Annotated in this window: 20 protein-coding genes and 1 pseudogene; 18 read left to right on the top strand and 3 right to left on the bottom strand. The window is 64.9% G+C overall.

The annotated features are described in order from the left end of the window. The 3 genes and pseudogenes from AOQ71_RS49455 to AOQ71_RS49445 all read left to right on the top strand — a co-directional run. On the top strand, positions 1–1,017 hold a 1,017-nt coding region (locus AOQ71_RS49455), incomplete at its 5' end, for an ABC transporter substrate-binding protein (RefSeq protein ID WP_245317416.1). Then, a pseudogene (locus tag AOQ71_RS49450) lies at positions 1,014–1,759 on the top strand (amidohydrolase family protein); the annotation flags it as partial. The gene AOQ71_RS49455 and the pseudogene AOQ71_RS49450, both read left to right, overlap by 4 nt. Before the next feature lies 1 nt (position 1,760). Then, positions 1,761–2,381: amidohydrolase family protein (locus tag AOQ71_RS49445; RefSeq protein ID WP_245317414.1), on the top strand; the 621-nt coding region annotated here is incomplete at its 5' end. On the opposite strand, the gene AOQ71_RS40505 is transcribed toward AOQ71_RS49445, so the two are convergent. Beyond that, complete coding sequence (locus AOQ71_RS40505) at positions 2,378–3,277, bottom strand: LysR substrate-binding domain-containing protein (RefSeq protein WP_057759256.1); 900 nt, start codon at positions 3,275–3,277, stop codon at positions 2,378–2,380. The genes AOQ71_RS49445 and AOQ71_RS40505 overlap by 4 nt on opposite strands. Positions 3,278–3,548: 271 nt before the next feature. Between AOQ71_RS40505 and AOQ71_RS40500 the strand changes: the two genes are divergently transcribed. From AOQ71_RS40500 to AOQ71_RS40465, 8 genes are read left to right on the top strand one after another with little or no spacing between them, the layout of a single operon-like run. Next, a complete protein-coding gene (locus AOQ71_RS40500; protein WP_057759253.1) occupies positions 3,549–4,586 on the top strand; it encodes an ABC transporter substrate-binding protein in 1,038 nt (345 codons plus the stop codon). A gap of 27 nt (positions 4,587–4,613) precedes the next feature. Beyond that, positions 4,614–5,654 carry an ABC transporter ATP-binding protein gene (locus AOQ71_RS40495; RefSeq protein ID WP_057759251.1) on the top strand — a complete coding sequence of 347 codons (1,041 nt, stop codon included), beginning with the start codon at positions 4,614–4,616 and terminating at the stop codon, positions 5,652–5,654. Then, positions 5,651–6,526 carry an ABC transporter permease gene (locus AOQ71_RS40490; protein WP_057759249.1) on the top strand — a complete coding sequence of 292 codons (876 nt, stop codon included), beginning with the start codon at positions 5,651–5,653 and terminating at the stop codon, positions 6,524–6,526. The genes AOQ71_RS40495 and AOQ71_RS40490 overlap by 4 nt, the downstream gene beginning before the upstream one ends. After that, positions 6,523–7,329, top strand: a complete 807-nt coding sequence (locus AOQ71_RS40485; RefSeq protein ID WP_057759247.1) for an ABC transporter permease — start codon at positions 6,523–6,525, stop codon at positions 7,327–7,329. Before AOQ71_RS40490 ends, AOQ71_RS40485 begins: the two co-directional genes overlap by 4 nt. Before the next feature lie 8 nt (positions 7,330–7,337). Next, on the top strand, positions 7,338–8,474 hold the full coding sequence (locus AOQ71_RS40480; protein WP_057759244.1) for an NAD(P)/FAD-dependent oxidoreductase: 1,137 nt from the start codon (positions 7,338–7,340) through the stop codon (positions 8,472–8,474). Between the two features lie 27 nt (positions 8,475–8,501). Beyond that, entirely contained in the window at positions 8,502–8,798 is a 297-nt protein-coding gene (locus tag AOQ71_RS40475; protein ID WP_057759242.1) for a (2Fe-2S)-binding protein, read from the top strand. Beyond that, a complete protein-coding gene (locus AOQ71_RS40470) occupies positions 8,795–10,213 on the top strand; it encodes an FAD/NAD(P)-dependent oxidoreductase (RefSeq protein WP_057759240.1) in 1,419 nt (472 codons plus the stop codon). The genes AOQ71_RS40475 and AOQ71_RS40470 overlap by 4 nt, the downstream gene beginning before the upstream one ends. After that, positions 10,210–11,334, top strand: a complete 1,125-nt coding sequence (locus AOQ71_RS40465; RefSeq protein WP_057759238.1) for an NAD(P)/FAD-dependent oxidoreductase — start codon at positions 10,210–10,212, stop codon at positions 11,332–11,334. Before AOQ71_RS40470 ends, AOQ71_RS40465 begins: the two co-directional genes overlap by 4 nt. 13 nt (positions 11,335–11,347) lie before the next feature. Here the strand turns inward: AOQ71_RS40465 and AOQ71_RS40460 are convergent, their stop codons facing one another. Further along, positions 11,348–12,271 (bottom strand): LysR family transcriptional regulator, encoded by a 924-nt coding sequence (locus tag AOQ71_RS40460; RefSeq protein WP_057759236.1) that lies wholly within the window; start codon positions 12,269–12,271, stop codon positions 11,348–11,350. 116 nt (positions 12,272–12,387) lie between these two features. Between AOQ71_RS40460 and AOQ71_RS40455 the strand changes: the two genes are divergently transcribed. From AOQ71_RS40455 to AOQ71_RS40440, 4 genes are all read left to right on the top strand, one after another. Beyond that, on the top strand, positions 12,388–13,746 hold the full coding sequence (locus tag AOQ71_RS40455; protein WP_057759234.1) for an MFS transporter: 1,359 nt from the start codon (positions 12,388–12,390) through the stop codon (positions 13,744–13,746). Then, complete coding sequence (locus AOQ71_RS40450; RefSeq protein ID WP_057759231.1) at positions 13,743–14,240, top strand: GAF domain-containing protein; 498 nt, start codon at positions 13,743–13,745, stop codon at positions 14,238–14,240. The genes AOQ71_RS40455 and AOQ71_RS40450 overlap by 4 nt, the downstream gene beginning before the upstream one ends. A gap of 14 nt (positions 14,241–14,254) precedes the next feature. After that, a complete protein-coding gene (locus AOQ71_RS40445) occupies positions 14,255–15,499 on the top strand; it encodes a metal-dependent hydrolase family protein (RefSeq protein WP_057759229.1) in 1,245 nt (414 codons plus the stop codon). Between the two features lie 134 nt (positions 15,500–15,633). After that, complete coding sequence (locus AOQ71_RS40440; protein WP_057759227.1) at positions 15,634–17,226, top strand: ABC-F family ATP-binding cassette domain-containing protein; 1,593 nt, start codon at positions 15,634–15,636, stop codon at positions 17,224–17,226. Positions 17,227–17,473: 247 nt separating this feature from the next. Here the strand turns inward: AOQ71_RS40440 and AOQ71_RS40435 are convergent, their stop codons facing one another. Further along, entirely contained in the window at positions 17,474–18,802 is a 1,329-nt protein-coding gene (locus AOQ71_RS40435) for a dicarboxylate/amino acid:cation symporter (protein ID WP_057759226.1), read from the bottom strand. 127 nt (positions 18,803–18,929) lie between these two features. Between AOQ71_RS40435 and AOQ71_RS40430 the strand changes: the two genes are divergently transcribed. From AOQ71_RS40430 to AOQ71_RS40420, 3 genes are all read left to right on the top strand, one after another. Then, entirely contained in the window at positions 18,930–20,264 is a 1,335-nt protein-coding gene (locus AOQ71_RS40430) for a solute carrier family 23 protein (protein WP_057759223.1), read from the top strand. 74 nt (positions 20,265–20,338) lie between these two features. Continuing rightward, on the top strand, positions 20,339–21,175 hold the full coding sequence (locus AOQ71_RS40425; protein ID WP_057759221.1) for an SDR family oxidoreductase: 837 nt from the start codon (positions 20,339–20,341) through the stop codon (positions 21,173–21,175). 64 nt (positions 21,176–21,239) lie between these two features. After that, positions 21,240–22,061 carry an NAD-dependent protein deacetylase gene (locus AOQ71_RS40420; protein ID WP_057759870.1) on the top strand — a complete coding sequence of 274 codons (822 nt, stop codon included), beginning with the start codon at positions 21,240–21,242 and terminating at the stop codon, positions 22,059–22,061. The last annotated feature ends 121 nt before the right edge of the window (positions 22,062–22,182 follow it).

Here is a 22,182-nt window from a genome sequence, read left to right as displayed (position 1 = left end):
CCGTTCCGTTATCTCGCTGACGAGCGCGTGCAGGGCGCGCGCAACGCCTACGCAAAGTTTGAGCGCTATCAGCCGCGCACCGACGGCAAGCCGGATTGGACCGCGGGCCCGAAGATCGTGCATTACGACCGCGTGGTCTGGACCACCACACCCGATGCCGGCACCGGCGTTGCCGCGCTCCAGACCGGCGAGCAGGACTGGCAGGAGACCACGCCGCACGATCTGCTGCCGATCATCAAGGCCGCCGGCGATATCGAGACGCGCATCCTCGACCCCAGAGGTTACGCCTGCATGCTGCGGCTCAATCATCTTCAGCCGCCGTTCGACAATCCCGCCATCCGCCGCGCGCTGCTGGGGGCAATCGATCAATCAGCGTTCATGGCCGCGGTGGCCGGCACCGACCCCGCCTTCCAGGTGTCGCCGATCGGCTTCTTTGCGCCGGGCACGCCCATGGCGAACGAAGTCGGCCTCGACGTGTTCCGCGGTCCGCGCAACTACGACAAGGTCAAGGCCGACCTGAAGGCCGCCGGCTACAATGGCGAGAGGATCGTGCTGCTCGTCCCCACCAATTCGCTGGCGCAGAAGCCGCTCGGCGAGATCGCGGTGGATAGCTTGCGCAAGGCCGGCATGAATGTCGAGTATGCCGGGCTCGATTTCGCCGTGGTGCTGCAGCGCCAGCTCAAGAAGGATCCGATTGGGCAGGGTGGCTGGAGCGCCGCGGTCGGCAACTGGCAGGGCATCGATTGGCTCAACCCGGCCGGCAATACCAACATTCGCGGCGAAGGCAAGGTGGCCGGCTGGTATGCGAGCGAGAAGATGGGGCCATTGCGCAGCCGGTGGCTGGGGGCCTCCGAGCTTGCCGAACAGCAGCGCATCTGCCGCGAGATCCAGGCCGTCGCGTTCGAGGAAATCCCCTATATTCCGATCGGCCTGTACAAGCAGCCGACTGCCTATCGCAAGGATATCACCGGCATTCTCGACGGCACCGCCGTGTTCTGGAACGTACGCCCCGCATGAGCACCACAGCAATTTTCGGCAGCTATGTGCTGTCACGCAAGCATGGCGCGCAGGACGTGCTGCGCGACCATTGGGTTCTGGTTGAAGGCAAGAGGATCGCGACCGTCACGCGCGACAGGCCGCGCGCAGATCAGGTCTACGATCGTCCTGGCCGCTTCGTGCTGCCGGGCCTGTTGAACCTGCACAATCACTGCTTCAGCGAGGCCGTGGCGCGCAGCCACAGCGAGGATGGCAATGGCCGCAAAAACAACCAGAGCATCGTCTATACGGTGCTGCTGCCGCTGACCAAGCGCGGCGCGGAGATCCTGTCGGCGGAAGAGCGCCTTGCGGTGGCGCGGCTCGGCATCCTTCAGCTGCTCAAGGGCGGCGCCACCACGGTGATGGAGCCGTTCCGCAACTCGATCCCCGAGATGTTCGACGCAGCGGTGGAGATGGGCATCCGCTTCTACGGCGCGCCCTATCTGTTCTCGACCTCCGATGCCAAAGCCGGCCCCGATGGCGTGGTGCGCTATTCCGGCGACGACGGCGCCGCCGACATGGCAACGTGGGACGCGCTCTATCAGCGCTGGAACAATCGGGGCGACGGTCGCATCAACCTCGCGATGAGCCCGCACGCCACCGACACCTGCGGCCCCGATTTGCTCAAGGCTTGTGCCACCCGGGCACGCGAGCTCGGCGTGCCCATCACGACGCACATGGCGCAGAGCCGCGCCGAGGTCGAGACCATCGGCAAGCGTTACGGNACGCCGGCGGAATATCTCGACTGGCTCGGCCTGCTTGCGCCCGATCTGATGGCGGCGCATTGCATGTTCAGCAGCGACGAAGATCTCAAGTTGATGGCCGCGCGCGGCATGACCGTGCTGAACTGCCCGCGCGTGTTCGCGCGCGCCGGCGTCACCGCGGCGTTCAGCCGCTTCGTCGAGCACGGCGTCCGCACCGTGGTCGGCACCGACGGCTACAACATGGACCTGCTCGGCGAGCTCAATGCGGCCTCGCTGATCTCCAAGATCACCTCGGCGCGTCCCGATGTTGCGAACTCGCCCGAGCTGATCGAGGCGAACACGGCGGTGGCCGCCGACGTCATCAAGCGGCCGGATCTCGGCCGCATCGAGCCGGGCGCGACCGCCGACCTCACCGTGGTCGATCTTACCCATCCACATCTTCAGCCGTTGTTCGACCCGCGCCGCGCGCTGATCGCGCTCGCCAACCGCGCCAATATCGATCAGGTCATGGTCGACGGCCGTGTGCTGATCGATGAGGGCCGCTATCTCGGCGCGGATGAGGCTGCGATGGTTGCGGCAGGTACTGCTGCGATCGGCAAGATCTGGGACCTGCCGGAGGCGCAGGCTGCGTTCAACGGCTAGCTCTCAAACTCCGCCAGCGACTTCCGCATGGTCTCGACCAGATCGAGCGCGACCGGCGAGGGGCTGCGCTGCGCCGGAAACACCGCGGAGAACTCGAAGTCGATGCGCGGCAGGAAGCGGCGCACGACGATGCCGCGGGTGGAGAATTCCTGTGCGGTGAAGGGATCGCAGATCGCAACCCCAAGCCCTGATGACACCAAGCCGCACATGATCTCGGACAGCGCGGTCTCCACCCGCAGCACGCGGCGGACATCGTGGCGATGGAAGATCTGGTCGATGAGGTGCCGGCTCGACGATCCCGCCGAGAGCGAGATGAAGGTCTCGCCCTCGAAGTCCTGCGGCTCCAGCACTTGCTTTTCCGCGAGGCGATGACCGGTCGGTAGTACCGCAACGCGCGCAGGCGCCGGCAGCTTCTGGCTTGGCAGGCCGGAATGTGCGATCGGCACCTCGGCAAAACCGACGTCGCACTGATTGTTCAGCACCCAGTCGACCACGATCGGCGAGATTACGCCGAAGAAGGCGAGGTTGAGGTTCGGCCGCTCTTTCAGAAAGTGACCCGTGAGCCGCGGCAAGTATCCGTTTGACAGCGCCGGCAGTGCCGCGATCCGCAGCGAGCCGGTGCGGCGTCCCCGGATTTCCTCCGCTGCGGCGGCGATACGCTCGAGGCCGACGAAGGAGCGCTCCACTTCGGTGTAGAGCGCCATCGCAGCGGCGGTCGGCACCAGGCCCGTACCGCGCCGCTCGAACAGCTCCATCTTCAACAGCGCCTGGAGGTCGCGCAGCAACCGGCTGACCGCCGGCTGCGTAACTGTCATCAGCGCCGCAGCTTCGGTGACGCTGCCGGTCAGCATCATCGCCCGGAAGGCCTCCACCTGCCGCGAGTTGATCCGCGCCATCGCAAATCCAATTCATAACATTTAGGCATGTAGATGGTGCCATTATTCATTGGACGATGGAAGCTGGGGTTTGCGATCTTTTTCATCAGAGCTAGAGGCAGACCGCTTTTTCGGCAGATTGGGGCTCAAAACGTCCCAGATCGCGCCAGAACCCGTCGAGCAGGGGCCGGAGCCCTGCTTAAGGGGATCGGCGCGGAAGGAAATGCGGCAGGTCGCTTCTCGCAGCGTTTGTCGGCACGTCACCTCATTCCGGTATTGGAGATCGGTCCACATGAAGACTTCTAGCCTTCTGACCGCGGTCAGCATCGCAGCGCTCATTGCCATCCCAACGGCGGTCCGGGCCCAGCAGAAAACGCTCTATGTCGCCGGCTATGGCGGCTCGTTCGAGAAGACCATCCGCGACGAGGTGATCCCGACCTTCGAGAAGGAGAACAACGTCAAGGTCGAGTACGTCGCCGGCAACTCGACCGACACGCTGGCGAAGCTCCAGGCGCAGAAGAGCAACCAGCAGATCGACGTCGCCATCGTTGACGACGGCCCGATGTATCAGGCGATCCAGTTCGGCTTCTGCGGCAAGCTCGACGGCCTGCCGACCTCCGATCTCTACGACACCGCACGCTTCAAGGATGACCGCGCGGTCGCGATCGGCATCGTCGCGACTGGTCTGATGTACAACACCAAAGTATTCGCGGAGAAAGGCTGGGCGCCGCCGACCTCGTGGAACGATCTGAAGGACACGAAATACGCCAAGCAGCTCGTGATCCCGCCGATCAACAACACCTATGGTCTCGAAGCGCTGGTGATGCTGTCGAAGATGAACGGCGGCGGCGAGTCCAACGTCGATTCCGGCTTCAAGATCTTCAAGGACGAGATCAATCCGAACGTGCTCGCCTATGAGCCGTCGCCGGGCAAGATGACCGAGCTGTTCCAGTCCGGCCAGGCCGTGATCGCGGTGTGGGGCACCGGCCGCGTGCAGAGCTTTGCCAATACCGGCTTCCCCGTCGACTTCGTCTATCCGAAGGAAGGCGCGGCAACGCTGCTGACCACAGCGTGTCCGATCAACAAGCCCAACGCCTCGCCGCTCGCATCCAGCTTCGTGAAAATGCTGCTCGATCCAAAGATCCAGCTCGTGATGCTGAAGGATTACGGCTACGGCCCGGTGCTGAAATCGCTGAAGGTGCCGCCGGAGCTCGGCAAGATGGCGCCGATCGGCGAGCGTGCAGCCAAGCTCTATAATCCGGATTGGACCGCCATCAACGACAAGCGCGAGGAGTGGACCAAGCGCTGGAATCGCGAGGTCGAGCGCTGATCTGATCGTCCGGGGCGGAGACAGCGTATGGCCTATCTCGAGCTCGATCGGGTCGCCAAGCAATTCGGCGCGCAGACAGTGGTCGATGACTTCAGCCTCGCGGTCGGCAGGGGGGAATTCATCTCCTTCCTTGGTCCCTCCGGTTGCGGCAAGACCACGACCTTGCAGATGATCGCGGGCTTCCTCGATCCCACGCGCGGCGCGATCCGCCTGGAGGACAAGGACCTCACCGCGATCCACCCGGCCAAGCGTGGCCTCGGCATCGTGTTCCAGAGTTATGCGCTGTTTCCGCACATGACCGCGGCGGAGAACGTCGCCTTCGGCCTCGAGATGCGCAATGTGCCGCGCAATGAGCGGGCCGAGCGCGTCCGTGCCGCGCTCGCGATGGTGGGCCTCGCCGGTTACGAGGACCGCCATCCCCGCCGCATGTCCGGCGGCCAGCAGCAGCGCGTGGCGCTGGCACGCGCGCTGGTGATCAAGCCGAGCGTGCTGCTGCTCGACGAGCCGCTGTCCAACCTCGACGCAAAACTGCGCGAGGAGATGCAGATCGAGCTGCGCCAGATCCAGCGCACCATCGGCACCACCACGATCCTGGTCACCCACGACCAGAACGAGGCGATGTCGCTGTCCGACCGCATCGTGGTGATGAGCCAGGGCAAGATCGAGCAGATCGGCACGCCGCAGGAGACCTACGAAAAGCCGGCATCGGCCTTCGTCTCGCAGTTTTTGGGCAAGACCAACGACTTTGCCGGCACGATTGATCGGACCGCCACGCCGGCGCAACTCGTGGCCGGCTCCTGGAGTGCGCCGGCGCCTGCCGGTCTCAGCGGCCCCGTCACCGTCAGTATTCGCCCCGAACGTATCGGCTTCGGCAATGCCGGCCTTAACGCAAAGATCGTCACCCGCATCTTCCAGGGCAATCACTGGCTGTTCCAGTGCGAGAGCGAATGCGGCCTTGCGATCGTGATCCGTCAGAACGACGGCAAGCCGCAGCCGGCCGAAGGCGAGGCGGTTCGCCTCACCTGGCGTCCCCAAGACATGAGCGTGCGCCCGAGGGCTGGCGCATGAGCATGGCCGCCGAGGAGCGCAGCGCGCGTGCGCCATGGGCGTTGACGGCCCCCGCCTTGATGCTGTTCGTCGGCGTGCTGGTGATCCCCCTCGCCATGACCGTGATGCTGTCTTTCCACGATTGGGGCCAGTACAAGGGCATCGAGCCGGTCTTCATTCTCAAGAACTGGCGTGAGATCGCGACCGATCCCTATTACGCCGAGATGTTCTGGCGAACCTTTCGCATCGCGATCCTGACCACGCTGCTCACCGCGCTGTTGGGCGCGCCCGAAGCCTACATCCTCAATCGCATGAGCGGCCGCTGGAAGAGCTTTTTCCTGCTGGTCATTCTCGGCCCGTTGCTGATCTCGGTGGTGGCGCGCACGCTCGGCTGGGCGCTGCTGTTCGGCGGCAACAACGGCCTCGTCAACAAGCTTCTGATGACGCTTGGCGTGATCCGTTCGCCCATTCCCTTCATGTTCACCGAAACAGGAATGGTCGTCGCGCTCGCGCATGTGATGATGCCGTTCATGGTGCTGTCGGTCTGGGCGGCGTTGCAACGGCTCGATCCGCAGATCGAGAATGCCGCGATGTCGCTCGGCGCCGGACCCGTCACCATCATCCGCCGCATCATCATGCCGCAGATCATGCCGGGCGTGCTGTCGGGCGCGATCATCGTGTTCTCGCTCTCGGCCAGCGCCTTTGCGACGCCCGCGATCATCGGCGGCCGCAGGCTCAAGGTCGCGGCGACGCTCGCCTATGACGAATTCCTCAACACGCTGAACTGGCCCCTGGGGGCGGCCGTCGCCACGTTGCTGCTGGTCGCCCTGGTGCTGATCGTGGTCGGCAGCAACGCACTGATCGAACGCCGTTATGCGGAGGTGTTCCGATGAGCCGGAACGGACCGCTCGCACTGATCTTCCACTCCGTCTTCGTCATCGTGATGGTGGCGCCGATCCTGGTGGTCTGCCTCGTCGCCTTCACGCCCGAGGGTTTTCTGTCGTTGCCGACCAACGGCTTTTCGCTGCGCTGGTTCAGGGCGATCGCGCAATATCCCGAATTCATCCATGCGTTCTGGGTCAGTCTCGGTCTTGGCGCGTTGTCGTCCTTCGTGGCTTTGCTGTTTGCCGTGCCGGCGGCGCTCGCGATCGCGCGCTATCGCTTCCGCGGCCGCGATGCGCTCGCGGCGCTGTTCCTCTCGCCGCTGATGATCCCGCATGTCGTGCTCGGCATCGCCTTCCTGCGTTTCTTCACATCGGTTGGCTTCGGCAGCAGTTTTGCGGCGCTGATCGTCGCGCATGTCGTCATCGTGTTTCCATTCGCGCTGCGGCTGACGCTGGCGGCGGCATCAGGCATGGACCTCACGGTCGAGATGGCCGCGGTCTCGCTCGGTGCCGGCGGCTGGACGCTGTTTCGCCGGGTGACCCTGCCGTTGATCCTGCCCGGCGTCATCAGCGGCTGGGCGCTCGCCTTCATCCAGTCCTTTGACGATCTCACCATGACCGTCTTCCTCGCCGCGCCCGGCACCGAGACGTTGCCGGTGCGCATGTTCCTTTATATCCAGGACAACATCGATCCGCTGGTGACGTCGGTCTCGGCCTGCGTGATCGCTGTCACCATGACCGCCCTCATTCTGCTCGACCGCTTCTACGGGCTCGACCGCGTGCTCGCCGGCAAGGGCGATGCGGGACGATAGGAGAACCTATGCGAACTGAATACGACGTCGCCGTGATCGGCGGCGGATTGCTCGGCTCCGCCGTTGCCTGGGGCCTCGGACGGCTAGGCAGACGCGTGGCCGTGCTCGACGAAGGCGATATCACCAAGCGCGCTTCGCGTGCGAACTTTGCGCTGGTCTGGGTCCAGAGCAAGGGCCTCGGCATGCCCGCCTATACGGTCTGGACGGTGCAGGCCTCGCAGGCCTGGGGGCGGCTCGCGTCCGAGCTGAAGCAGCAGACCGGCCTCGATGTCGCGCTTCAGCAGAACGGCGGCTTTCACCTTACGCTCGGCGATGACGAGTTCGGTCAGCGCACCGAGCTCGTCAAGCGCATGCGCAACCAGACCGGCGCGGCCGACTACAAGATGGAGATGCTGTCCGCATCCGAGGTGAAGAAGTGGCTGCCGCTGATCGGGCCAGAGGTCTCCGGCGGCAGCTATTGTCCGCTCGATGGCCACGTCAATTCGCTGCGGACGTTCCGCGCGTTCCATACCGGCTTCAAGGCCTTCGGCATCGCCTATTTTCCCGAGCGTCCGGTCTCGGCGATCAGCAAGAGTGGCGGCGAATTCCGCCTGGCCACGCCGCAGGGCGAGCTGCGCGCCGACAAAATCGTGCTTGCCGCCGGGAATGCCAACCAGGCGCTGGCGCCGATGGTCGGTCTCCACGCACCGATGGGTCCGACCCGTGGCCAGGTCGTGGTGACCGAGCGCACCATGCCGTTCCTGCCGCATCCGCTGACGACGATCCGCCAGACCGACGAGGGCACGGTGATGATCGGCGACAGCAAGGAGGACGAGCTGGATGATCGTACGCTGAAGCCGTCGATCAGCGGCGTGATGGCCGATCGCGCGCAGCGCATGTTTCCGCATCTGTCGCGGCTCAACGTTATCAGGAGCTGGTCCGGCATCCGCGTCATGCCGCAGGACGGCTTTCCGATCTACGACCAGTCGGAGACGCATCCCGGCGCCTTCGTCGCCTGCTGCCATTCCGGTGTGACGCTGGCCTCCAACCACGCTTTCGAGATCGCGCGCATGGTCGCGCAGGGCGCGCTCGAGCCCGAGCTGGTCGGCGCGTTCTCGGCCAGCCGTTTTGGCGGCGCCGGCGCTGCGAACAACAGCGGCTATTAGAGATATTAAGGAGCCACGAGGCATCCCATGTTTAGACGATCCGAACAGGACAAACGTCCTCCAGTGCAGATCTTCGTCGACGGCGTTGCCGTCGCGGCGCGCGAGGGCGACACTGTTTCAGCAGCACTGCTGGCCTCCGGCCGGGACGCACGGCGCTCCACGGCAGTCAGCGGCGCGCCGCGTCTGCCTTACTGCATGATGGGCGTGTGCTTCGACTGCCTCGTCACCATCGACGGCGTCGGCAATCGCCAGGGCTGCCTCGTGCCAGTGGCCGAGGGCATGCAGATCGAGATCCAGAAGGGCAAGCGGGAGATCGGAAGATGAGCGTCGCTCCCAAGCGCGAAGATTACGATGTCGTGGTGGTCGGCGCCGGCCCTGCGGGTCTTGCCGCCGCTGCCACGGCCGCAGAGGCAGGTCTCACGACGCTGTTGCTCGACGAGAATATCGGTCCCGGCGGCCAGGTGTTCCGCGCCATTTCGTCGACGCCGGTGACGGACCGTGGTCAGCTCGGCGCGGATTATTGGGTCGGTGCCGATCTCGTGCAGTCATTGCGCGCGAGCAAGGCCGAAGTCATTCATCGCGCCACCGTCTGGAGCCTCGACCGCAATCTCGACATCGCCGTCTCGGTTGGCGGCGCCTCTGCGTTCGTCAGGGCCAAGCGCGTGATTCTGGCGACCGGCGCGCTGGAGCGGCCGTTCCCAATTCCTGGCTGGACCCTGCCGGGCGTGATGACGGCCGGCGCGGCACAGACGATGCTGAAATCGTCGGCCCTGGTGCCCGATGGTCGCACCGTGATCGCAGGGCAGGGGCCGCTGCTCTGGCTGCTGGCCGCCCAGATCCTGCGCCTCGGCGGCCGTATCGATCGCATTCTCGACACCACTGAGCGCGGCAATTATTTCGCGGCGCTCCCGCACGCCTTCGCATTCCTCACCTCGCCCTATTTTGCCAAGGGCCTGTCGATGATGCGCGAGGTGAAGGCGAAGGTGCAGGTCGTCTCCGGCGTCACCGAGCTGGCTGCGGCTGGTGACGGGCAACTCGCGAGCGTCAGCTACGTTGCCGGCGGCAAGCGCGAGACCATCCCTGCCGATCTGCTGCTGCTGCATCAGGGCGTGGTGCCCAACGTCAATCTGGCGATGGCGGCCGGTATCGAGCATCGCTGGGATGATCTGCAATTGTGCTGGTCGCCGGTGCTGGATGCGAACGGCAATTCTTCGGTGGCCGGCATCGCGATCGCCGGCGACGGTGCGGGTATCGGTGGTGCCAATGCGGCCGTGGTCCGTGGTCGTATTGCCGCGCGCGCTGCGATCGAAGCGCTGGCGCCTGCGGCTGCCGCCAAACTTGCGCCGGTGGCGACGCTCCGCGCCGATCTCGCCAGGGCCGAGCGCGGCCGCGTGTTCCTCGACACGCTGTTCCGTCCCGCGCCGCAGTTCCGCATCCCCTCAGGTGACACCATCGTCTGCCGTTGTGAGGAAGTGACGGCAAAGGATGTTCTGGATTCCGTGGCGATCGGCGCGACCGGGCCGAACCAGCTCAAGGCCTACCGCCGCACCGGCATGGGGCCGTGCCAGGGCCGGCTCTGCGGCCTCACGGTGACGGAGCTGATGGCGCAGGCTCGGGCTAAGACCCCGCAGGAGATCGGCTATTACCGCCTGCGCGCACCGGTGAAACCGATCACCCTTGCCGAGCTCGCCGCCGTCCCGAAAACGGAAGAGGACGTCAGGGCCGTGGTGCGCGGATGACCACATCAGTGGATGCGATCGTCATCGGCGGCGGCATCCACGGATGCTCGACGACGCTGCATCTGTGTCTCGCCGGCCTGAAGCCGGTGCTGATCGAGAAGGACTATGCCGGCCGCCACGCTTCAGGCGTCAACGCCGGTGGCGTCCGCCAGCTCGCGCGGCATATCCCCGAGATTCCGCTCTCGATCCGCTCGATGGGCATCTGGGAGAAGATCACCGATCTCCTCGACGATGATTGCAGCTTCGAAAGCTACGGCCAGGTGCTGGTCGCGGAGAACGAGGAGGAGCTCGCCGTTTGCCGTACACGCGTGGCTGAACTCAACGCGCTGGGCTTCACTCATGAAGAGCTGATCGACGCGGCGGAGCTCCGGCGCCTTGTGCCCGCGGTCGCCGAGACCTGTCCCGGCGGCGTGGTGTCGCGCCGCGACGGTGCCGCCAATCCGGCGCAGACGACGACGGCGTTCCGGCGCAAGGCCGAGCAGCTCGGCGCGACCGTGCGCGAGGGCGTCGCCGCCAGCAATATCCGGCACCGTGACGGCCTCTGGCATGTCGACGTTGGCTCAGATAGCTACGCCGCGCCAGTGCTCGTCAATGCCGCCGGCGCCTGGGCCGGCAAGATCGCCGCCGATCTCGGCGAGCCGGTGCCGGTCGAGACCGTGGCGCCGATGCTGATGATCACCTCGCGCGTGCCGCACTTCATCGATCCCGTCGTGATCCTGCGTGGACGAAAACTCTCCTTCAAGCAATTCAAGAACGGCACCGTGTTGATCGGCGGCGGTCATCTGGCGACGGCCTACCAGGATCGCAACGAGACGGTGCTGGACTGGAAGAGCCTTGCAACCAGCGCGCAGACCGTGTTCGAGTTGTTCCCGGTGATGCGCAGCGCCACCATCGTGCGCGCCTGGGCCGGCATCGAGGCGAAGATGAAGGACGATATCCCCGTGTTTGGGCCGAGCAGCCGGCACAAGGGACTCTATCACCAGTTCGGCTTCTCGCTGCACGGCTTCCAGCTCGGGCCCGGCGCCGGCGCCGTGATGGCGGAGCTGATCGTGGGCGGCGGCACCCAGACTCGCATCAGCGATCTCGGCATCGAGCGTTTCCATGCTTCCGCCGTGCGTTGAGGCGCTGCTTCGCTCATTCCGACTTGGCGAACATTCCGACCAGGGTCTCGCGCAGCCAGCGCTGCGCAGGCACGGTGTCGTTGCGCTGGTGCCAGAACAGGCTGACGATCCGCGCCGGCGCCTTGAGCGGCAGCGGCATCGCATGCAGGAACGGCGCATGACGCGACTGCGAACGCAGATCGCTCGGCAGCACGGCGATCAGATCGGTCTGGCGCACGATTTCATAGGCGGCGCTGTAATGATTGACGGTCGCGACCAAATTGCGCGACAGCCCGCGCGAGGCCAGGAAGAGATCGTAGGTCGGCGCTCGCTTGCCGGCCAGGGTCACGTCGACATGCCCGGCGTTCAGGAAGGCGCGCGTGCTCAGCCGCTTCTGGGCCGCGAGCGGGTGGCCGCGCCGCATGAAGCAGGCATAATCGACGGTCCAGAGCGAGCGTGAGCGAATCGCCGTCGGCTGCTGCGCCTCGTTGACATAAACGCTCAGCACGCAATCGACCCGGTTGCCCTCGAGCTGATCGGCGATCTCCAGGATGGTGTTGGGCACGGTGTGGACCCGCGTCTTGGGCGCGATCTCGCCGAGATGGTTCAACAAATTCGGCATCACCAGCGAGGCGACGTAGTCCGACATCGACAGGGTGAACTCGGTCTGGGCGCGAGCCGGATCGAACACCTGCTCGTCGAGCGCGCTGCGGACGCTTTCCAGGGCCTCGCCGATCGGCTCCCAGAGAACGACGGCGCGCTGGGTCGGACGGATCCCGGTGCCGGACCGTACGAACAGCGGATCGCCGAGCGCATCGCGCAGGCGTGCGAGCGCGTTGCTGACGGCGGGCTGGGTCATCGTCAACGCGCTCGCCGCGCGCGTGACGCTGCCCTCGGTCATCAATGCCTCGAAGACTTTCAGCAGGTTGAGGTCGAGCGCGCGGAAGGACACGGATATTCACCACAGTGATGTACCAGATCATCATTATAAATTATTACGATAACGTCATTCTGTCTATGATTTCGTCCCGAACGACAAGCGGGTGCCGGCCCGCGGGATCGAGGGGGATATTCATGTCGATGATATCGGCGCGCATCGAGCGCCTTCCGTTTGCACGCTTCCACACGCATCTGTTGCTGATGGGTGGGCTCGGCTACATGTTCGACGCGATGGACGCGGCGGTGCTGGCCTTCATCCTGCCGGTGCTGCGCACGGCGTGGAATCTGTCGAGCGTCCAGATCGGCGTGCTCGGCAGCAGCACCTATATCGGCTTCCTGTTCGGCGCCCTGTTCGCCGGCACGCTCGGTGATCTCATCGGGCGCCGCGCCGTGATGATGTCGGCACTGGCGCTGTATTGCGCAGCATCGATCGTCAGCGCGATGGTCGATACCTGGCCGGCCTTCTTCGCAGCCCGCATCGTCGCCGGCATGGGCACGGGCGCGGAGAGCGCGATCATCGCGCCCTATCTTGCGGAGTTCGTGGCGCGACGTTACCGCGGCGCCTTCACCGGGGCGCTCGCAGGCTTCTTCTCTTTCGGCTTCGTGGCCGCGGCCTTGCTCGGCTACTTCATCGTTCCCTCCTACGACAATGGCTGGCGTATCGTGCTTGTGATCACGGCGGTGCCTGTCGTCATGCTGCTGTGGTGGCGGCGCGCTCTGCCGGAATCGCCGCGCTGGCTGGAGAGCCGCGGGCGGGAGAAGGAAGCCGAGGCCGTGCTTGACCGCATCGAGGCTGTCTTTGCGCGTGAGGGCCGTCTGTTGCCGCCGCCGGTGGTCGAAGTCGTCCCTCCCGCCGGCACCGGTGGAACACTGCTTGCCAATTTCGCAGCGCTTCTGGCGGCGCGCCAGGCGCGTATCACCATCATGACCTGGATCATGTGGCTTGCGATCACCTTCAGCTATTATTCCTTCTTCGTCTGGATCCCCGGCCTCCTGGTCCAGAACGGCATGAGCATCACCAAGAGCTTTGGCTATTCGATCGCCATCTATTGCGCCCAGATTCCCGGCTATTTCAGCGCCGCGTATTTCAACGAGCGGATCGGCCGGCAGGCGACCATTGCGACCTATATGGTGCTCGGCGGCGTCAGCGCGCTCGGCCTTGCCTTCGCGCAGACGGATCAGCACATCATACTGGCGGGAATTCTGCTGTCGCTGTTCATGAACGGCACCTATGCCGGTGTCTATGCCTACACCGCCGAAGTGTTCCCGACCCCGATCAGGACCACCGGCGCCGGGCTTGCTTCCGCCATCGGGCGCATCGGCGCGATCGTCTCGCCGATCCTGGTCGGCTACCTCTATCCCAATTTCGGCTTCGCCGGCGTGTTCGGCGTCACCACCACGGTGCTGCTGTTAGGGGCGGTCACCGTCGTCTTGATGGGCGTGCCGACGCGCGGCCGCTCGCTCGAAGAGATCGCCGCAGGTGAAACAGCATGAGGCCGACCAGGCGCCCGGCCGATCCGCTGCTCTGCGCCGTTGCGGCGGCGCAGGACAGGGCGGATCAACCGGGCGCGGTCTTTGCGGCGCTGGACGAAGCGCTGAAGTCGGCGATCGGGCACAAGCTGTTCACGATCCTGACCTATGACGGCGCCACCTTCGAAGCCGCGCGGGTCTATTCCAATCTGCCGGGTCCGTACCCCACCGGCGGTCGCAAGCGCCTCGCGCCGGGGCCGTGGACCGAGGCCGTGCTCGATTCCGGCGAGGCCTATATCGGCCGGACGCAGGACGATCTGCGCACCGTGTTCCCCGACCACGAGCTGATCGCCTCGCTTGGCTGCGCCAGCGTGCTCAACATGCCGGTGCGCTGGCGCGGCCGCACGCTCGGATCGCTCAACCTGCTTCACGAAGCCGGCTGGTATGACGAGGACGACGTCGCCGCGTGTCTTCCGTTCGCCCAACTCGCCCTGCCGGCGCTGCTTTTGATGGCCTGATAGAGGAATCCTCCATGCCCAGCACTCTCTTCAAGAACGCCGCGCTGCTTGATCCGCTCCGACCTGAGTTGCTGGCCGGCCATGACGTTCTGGTCGAGGATGCCATGATCAAGGAGGTCTCGGACCGGCCGATCCAGGCCACCGCAGATCGAACGATCGATCTCAAGGGCAGGACGTTGATGCCCGGCCTGATCGACCTGCACGTCCATACCATCGCGATCGAGCTCAACCTGGCGGCACAGGCGAAAATGCCGAATGTCCTGGTGACGCTGCGTTCGACCCTGATTCTCAAGGGCATGCTGCGGCGAGGTTTCACGACCGTCCGCGATGCCGGCGGCGCCGGCCACGCGATGAAGCAGGCCATCGAGACCGGCCTGACCGATGGCCCCCGCCTGTTCGTCTCGGGCCGTGCGCTGAGTCAGACCGGCGGCCATGGCGACGGTCGGGCCCGCTCGGACTATCTGGCCAGCGATTCCGTCTGTCCCTGCTGCGTGCGGGTCGGCGCGCTGGCGCGGGTTGCCGACGGTGTCGACGGCGTGCGCAAGGCGGTGCGCGAGGAACTACAGATGGGCGCCGACCAGATCAAGATCATGGCGTCCGGCGGCGTGGCCTCTCCGACCGATCCGGTCGGCGCCTTCGGCTACTCCGAGGACGAGATCCGCGCCATCGTCGACGAAGCGCAGGGCCGGCAGACCTATGTGCTCGCCCATGCCTATACGGCTCCGGCGATTGCGCGCGCAGTCCGCTGCGGCGTCCGCACCATCGAGCACGGCAATCTGGTCGACGATCAGACCGCTCGCCTGATGGCCGAGAAGGGCGCTTATGTGGTGCCGACGCTGATCACCTATGAAGCGCTCGCCAATGAGGGCGCGCAGTTCGGCCTGCCGCCGGAGAGCGTCGCCAAGATCGCCGACGTCCGCGATGCCGGCCTGCGCTCGCTCGAGATCTATCGCAAGGCCGGGGTGAAGATGGGATACGGCAGCGACCTGCTCGGCCCGTCGCAACGCCTCCAGAGCGAAGAGTTCCGCATTCGCGCCGAAATCCAGGGGGCGCGCGAGGTCATCGCCAGCGCGACCGTGATCGGGGCCGAGGTGCTCGGCATGGAGGGCAAGCTCGGCCGCATCGTGCCCGGCGCGCTTGCGGATCTGCTCGTGGTCGACGGCAATCCGTTGCGTGATGTCGGCTGCTTGCTCGGTCAGGGCGAGCACATCCCGCTGGTGATGAAAGCGGGCAAGGTTCAGTTCGACAGGCTGGCGTAGCCGCTGGCTTCGCGACGGCATGCCTTGATCTTGCCACCCGGCCGAATTATGAGCGAGGCTCACATCAAGGATGTCAGCAGCCATGGATTTCACCCCGACCGCAACGCCGATCCGCATTGCTCACGGGGAATTCCATGCCTGCTTCCATCATCCTGTCGAACCTGTCGCTGTCCACGCCTGACGGCCGCTCGCTGCTCTCCAACATCGATCTGATCTTCGGCGCGGAACGCGCCGGCCTTGTCGGCCGCAACGGCGTCGGCAAGACAACGCTGCTCGCCGCAGTCACGGGCGAGCACGTCCAGCAGGCGGGACGCATGGTCGTCAACGGCACCGTTGGCCTCTTGCGGCAGGACGCCCAGCTGCGCGGCGGCATGCGGGTCGTCGACCTCTTTGGCGCGCGAGAGTCTCTCGACTTGCTTCGCCGGGCGGAGCGTGGCGAGGCCTCCGCCGAGGATGTCGCCGAGGTCGACTGGGCGCTCGAGACGCGGCTCGCATCCGCCCTGGCGCGCGTCGGCATCGATATCGCGCCCGATACGGAGCTGGATTGTTTGTCGGGCGGGCAGATCACGCGCGTTCGTCTCGCCGCGCTGCTGTTCACCGCGCCGGATTTCATCCTGCTGGACGAACCCACCAACAATCTCGATCGGGACGGGCGCCGTGCCGTGATCGATCTGCTTGCCGCCTGGCGCGGCGGCGCGATCGTCGTCAGCCATGACCGGGCACTGCTCGAGACCATGGACGCCATCGTCGAGCTGACCTCGCTCGGCGCGACGCGCTATGGCGGCAATTGGAGTAGCTATCGCGCGCAAAAGGCCGTCGAGCTTGCGGCCGTCAGGCACGACCTCGCGCATGCCGAGAAGCATTTGTCCGAGATCGACGGCAAGGCGCAGGAGGCGGCCGAACGCAAGGCGCGCAAGGACAGCGGTGGCAAGAGGAAGCGCGCCAAGGGCGACATGCCACGAATCCTTGCAGGCGCGCGCAAGGATCGCAGTGAGGACAGCGGCGGCAGGGCCGCAGAGATCGCCGAGCGGCGGCGCGCGGAGGCTCTGGATGCGCTCGACACCGCCCGCCGGCGCATCGAGATCCTTCAGCCGCTGACTGTAAAGCTACCGTCGACCCGGCTCCCGGCGGGGCGGGAGGTGGTTTGGCTTGATCGTGTTCGCGCAGGCTATCAGCCGGAACGGCCGATCCTGCGCGATCTATCGCTTGCCATCGTCGGGCCGGAGCGCGTCGCGATTGTCGGGCCCAACGGCTCCGGCAAGACGACGCTGTTGAAGCTCATCGCCGGTGAGCTACGCCCTGTCGCGGGCACCGTGCGCGTGAGGCCGGACTTCGCGCTGTTCGACCAGAAGGTCAGCCTGCTCGATCCCGCGATCTCGATTCTCGACAATTTTGGGCGTCTCAATCCGAGGGCCGGTGCGAATGAATGCCACGCCGCGCTGGCGCGTTTCATGTTTCGCGCAGATGCGGCCTTGCAAGGCGTTGGCAGTCTGAGCGGCGGCCAGCTGTTTCGCGCCGGCCTTGCCTGCGTGCTCGGCGGGGCGACGCCGCCGTCGCTGCTGATCCTGGACGAGCCGACCAATCACCTCGACCTTGAATCGATCGAAGCCGTCGAGGCGGGCCTCCGTGCCTATGACGGCGCGCTGCTCGTGGTCAGTCACGATGAGGCGTTCCTCGGAGCGATCGGGATCACACGCCGGCTCGATCTGACCGGTTGTCCCGACTGACGGAACAATGATACCTGCCCGCGGCCGGCGGTGCTGACAGATGCGGCCGATGCAAGCTTTGACAGCTAGATCGAGTGAAAATTTTCAAAAACCCGACGCTCTGCCCCCAGCGCGTCGGGTGGAATGGATGAGTATCGATCCGTGATCCCAACACCTATGTTGTGACTCCGGTCCTAGGAATTTTCTACTCCGGGAAACTACCGCAACGGAACCGGGCGGCGTCTGCCTTCGATCTCGCTTTGCGGCTCTACGCGCCGCCGCCGGGCTCCAGCGCTTCGCCGAGCTCCAGTGGATGCGCCATGGTCTCGTGCAGCGCCTGGCGATCGAGCTCTCCTTCCGAGATGCTGATGACGACGCAGGCGACGCCGTTGCCGATCAGATTGGTCAGCGCGCGGCATTCGCTCATGAACTTGTCGATGCCGACCAGGATCGCGATCGACTGGATCGGGATATCAGGCACGATCGACAGCGTCGCGGCGAGCGTGATGAAGCCCGCGCCTGTTACCCCGGAGGCGCCCTTCGAGGTGATCATCGCGATGCCGAGGATGCCGAGTTCCTGCCAGATCGTCAGATGCGTGTTGGTCGCCTGCGCCAGGAACAGCGTCGCCAGCGTCATATAGATGTTGGTGCCGTCGAGGTTGAAGCTGTAGCCGGTCGGGATCACGAGGCCGACCACCGAGCGCGAGGCGCCGAGATGCTCCATCTTCTGGATCATCTGCGGCAGCACCGTCTCCGACGACGAGGTGCCGAGCACGATCAGGAGCTCGTCCTTGATATAGGCGATGAAGCGAATGATGGAGAAGCCGGCAAGCCGTGCGATCGCACCCAGCACGATCAGCACGAACAGGATGCTGGTGAGATAGAACGTGCCGATCAGGGCGGCGAGGTTGAGCAGCGAGCCAAGGCCGTAGGCGCCGACGGTGAACGCCATCGCGCCGAATGCACCGATCGGCGCCACGCGCACGATGATGCGGATGATGCCGAAGAACATCTTTGCGGCTTTGTCGATTGCCTCCGCGATCGGCTCGCCTGATTTGCCGAGGAAGGCGATGGCGAACCCGGAGAGGATCGAGACCAGCAGCACCTGCAAGAGGTCGCCGCGCGCGATCGCGCCCACATAGCTGTCGGGAATGATCGCCATCAGATGGGCGACGATGCCGTCTTCATGCGCCTTGGACACATAGGTCGCGACCGATTTCGGATCGATGGTGGCGGGATCGATGTTGAAGCCGTGTCCGGGCTGGAGAATCTCGCCCACCAAAAGACCGATGGCGAGCGCAACGGTCGAGACAGTCTCGAAATAGATCAGCGATTTCAGTCCGACCCGGCCGACACGCTTGAGGTCGCCCATCGAGGAGATGCCATGCACCACGGTGCAGAAGATGACGGGCGCGATCATCATCTTGATCAGCGCGATAAAGGCGTCGCCGAGTGGCTTGAGGGCTTTGCCAAGGTCCGGATAGAAATAGCCGATCAGGACTCCGAGCACGATCGCGATCAGGACCTGGACATAGAGGATCCTGTACCAGGGCTGGTGCCGGCGGTGGACGGCTGGCTGGATCGCGATCTGTGTCATAAAGTTCAATCCCGGAACACATTGATCGTGCATGACTTACATCATGTGATCATCGCCGCTCGAGCAACAATCACATTTTTGTCTATTAGCACGAAGATCAATCGCTGCACCGCACCTTGGGGGGAACATGTCGAACGCATTTGGCGCGGACGAGCGATCGCAAGACCGTCTTTCACAAGGCTATTTTCCGCGTTGGAAGCTGAAGACCTCGGGCGTGGTCATGCCGGAGGAGCGGCTGTCGTGGGGGCAAACCATCGTCTCCGGTCTCCAGCATTGCGTCGCCATGTCGGGTGCGACGATCATCGCGCCGTTGCTGATGGGGTTCGATCCCAATGTTGCTGTGTTGTTCTCCGGCATCGGCACGCTGATCTTCTTCGTCATCGTGGCGGGGCGCGTGCCGAGCTATCTCGGCTCGAGCTTCGCGTTCATCGCCGTCGTCCTCGCCGCCACCGGCTACGTCGGGCACGGACCGAATCCGAACATCTCAATTGCGCTCGGCGGCATCGTCGGCGCCGGCGTGCTCTACGGCGTGATCGCACTGATCGTGATGTGGTCGGGCATCGGCTGGGTCGAGCGTCTGATGCCGCCGGCGGTCACCGGCGCCGTGGTCGCCGCGATCGGCCTCAATCTCGCGCCCGTGGCGGTGAAGGCGGTAAGCGCGAACGCGTTCGAGACCTGGATCGGGCTTGCGACCGTTCTGATGATCGGCGTGGTTGCGGTGGCCGCGCCCGGCCTGTGGCGCCGCCTGCCGATCATCCTGGGCGCGATCGGCGGATATCTCTTGTACCTGCTGTTTGCGAACGGTCTTGGCTTCGGCAAGCCGATCGACTTCACGCAGCTCTCGGCCGCGCCGTGGTTCGGCCTGCCGAATTTCACCGCGCCGACCTTTCAGGCCGACGCCATCTTCCTGATCGCGCCGGTTGCGGTCATCCTCGTCGCCGAAAATCTCGGGCACATCAAGGCCGTCGGAGCCATGACGGGCCGCAGCCTCGATGCGTATCTCGGCCGCGCCTTGCTTGCCGACAGCCTCGCGACGATCGTGGCGGCCTGCGCCGGCGGCACCGGCGTCACCACCTATGCCGAGAATATCGGCGTGATGGCGGCGACGAAGGTCTATTCGACCCTGCTGTTTGCTTTCGCCGCCATCGTATCGATCCTGCTCGGCTTCTCGCCGAAATTCGGCGCGCTGATCCTGTCGATCCCCGGGCCCGTCATCGGCGGTCTTTCGATCGTGCTGTTCGGATTGATCGCGGCGATGGCGGGCCGGATCTGGGTCGAGAACAGGGTCGACTTTGCCAATCCGGCGAATTTGATCACCGTCGCGGTGGCGCTGACCGCGGGAGCCGGCGATCTCACGCTCAAATTCGGTGCGTTCACGATCGGCGGAATCGGCACCGCGACCTTTGGTGCGATTATCCTGTATCAGATCCTGACCTCGCCGATCGCGCGCCGCGCGGAATGAATCCCAGCGATGCGCCGCGGGGGATGGAACAAATCACGTCTTCCGTAGATGATGGAGCATTCCGGAGAGACATCATGCCGCAAACCGATCGCTCGACCCAGTTCCCCTCACGCCTCGTCGGCCAATACGCGCTGGTGACGGGCGCTCCGCAGGGCATCGGGCGTGCCGTCGCCATTCGCCTCGCCCAGGAAGGCGCGACGGTCGCCATCAACTATATCGGTCCCCCCGAGAAGGCTGAGGAGACGCTTGCGCTCGCGCGCACGGCTTCGAGCGACCGTGGCCACGGCAGGCTCGATCATTTCATCATTCACGCCGATATCGGGGACGAAAAAGACATCGCCGCAATGTTCGAAACCATCCTGGCGCGCTGGAAGCGCCTCGACTGTCTCGTCAACAATGCCGGCTTTCAGCAGGAATCGCCGAGCGAGGCGCTCGACATCGAAGCCTATCGCCGCATCATCGACGTCAATCTCAACGGCGCCGTGCTCTGCGCGCAAAAGGCGCTGGCGCATTTCGTTGCCCGCGGCGGAGGCGGCTGCATCATCAATTGCTCGAGCGTCCACCAGATCATCCCAAAACCTGGCTATCTCGCTTATTCGATCAGCAAAGGCGGCATGGCCAATCTGACCCGCACGCTGGCGCTGGAGTTTGCCGGCCGCGGCATTCGCGTCAATGCGGTCGGCCCCGGCGCAATCGACACGCCGATCAACGCCGCCTGGACCGGCGACGCCGAAAAGCGCGGCGCGGTCGTCAGCCACATTCCGCTCGGCCGCGTCGGCACGCCGGAAGAGATGGCTGCGGTATTCGCCTTCCTGGCCTCGGATGACGCCAGCTACATCACCGGGCAGACCATCTATGCGTGCGGCGGCCTGACGCTGTTTCCCGAATTCAGGGACAACTGGTCGAGCTGAGATGAGCGGCCGCCGGCCAAAGCGTGATCTGGCAAAATGTCGCGGCGCAGACTACATCTGCGCCATGACAGACACTCCGCTGGCAGACTCTCGGCTCCAGGATTTCGTCGGCCGGCACGAAAAACTGTTCGTGCTGACCGGCGCCGGCTGCAGCACCAATTCGGGCATCCCTGATTACCGCGACAGAAATGGCAGCTGGAAGCGGACCCAGCCGGTCAATTTCCAGGCCTTCATGTCGGAAGGGCACACGCGCCAGCGTTACTGGGCGCGCAGCCTGATCGGCTGGCGGCGATTCGGACAAGCGAGGCCGAACGATGCGCATCATGCGCTGGCCCGGCTCGAGGCGAGCGGGCGCTGCGAGATGCTGCTGACGCAGAATGTCGACAGGCTGCATCAATCCGCGGGCCACCGGCAGGTGATCGATTTGCACGGACGGCTCGATCTGGTCCGCTGCATGGGCTGCGGGGCCAAGACGCCGCGCAACGAATTCCAGGAGGCGCTTGGCCGCGCCAATGCCGAATGGCTGACGCTCGATGCCGCGGACGCGCCCGACGGCGACGCCGATCTGGAGCACGCGGATTTCTCATCATTCAAGGTGCCGGCTTGCGAGGCCTGCGGTGGCATCCTCAAGCCCGACGTGGTGTTCTTCGGCGAGAACGTCCCCCGCGACGTTGTCGCCACCGCGCAGGATCATCTGGCGCAGGCGGATGCCATGCTGGTCGTCGGCTCGTCGCTGATGGTCTATTCCGGCTTTCGCTTTGTGAAGGCTGCCGCAGAGCGTCAGATCCCGATCGCTGCGGTCAATCTCGGGCGCACCCGTGCCGATGATCTCCTGACGCTCAAGGTCGAGGAGCGTTGCGAAGCGGCCCTTGCATTCCTGCTCTGATGTGATGCCGGGTGAACACGTCTTGCCTATTGCATAGGTGCCAAGCAGAATAGCCGGGTACAGCGTTTTCGTTGTGCTCGATGGCACGGAAATTGCTGCGTTTTCGCCCTCAGTTCTTGAC

Origin of the sequence: Bradyrhizobium manausense (genome assembly GCF_001440035.1) — a bacterium.
Lineage (GTDB): Bacteria > Pseudomonadota > Alphaproteobacteria > Rhizobiales > Xanthobacteraceae > Bradyrhizobium > Bradyrhizobium manausense.
Note: the sequence above shows the minus strand (reverse complement) of the source record. Positions and strands in the feature narration are given on the sequence as shown.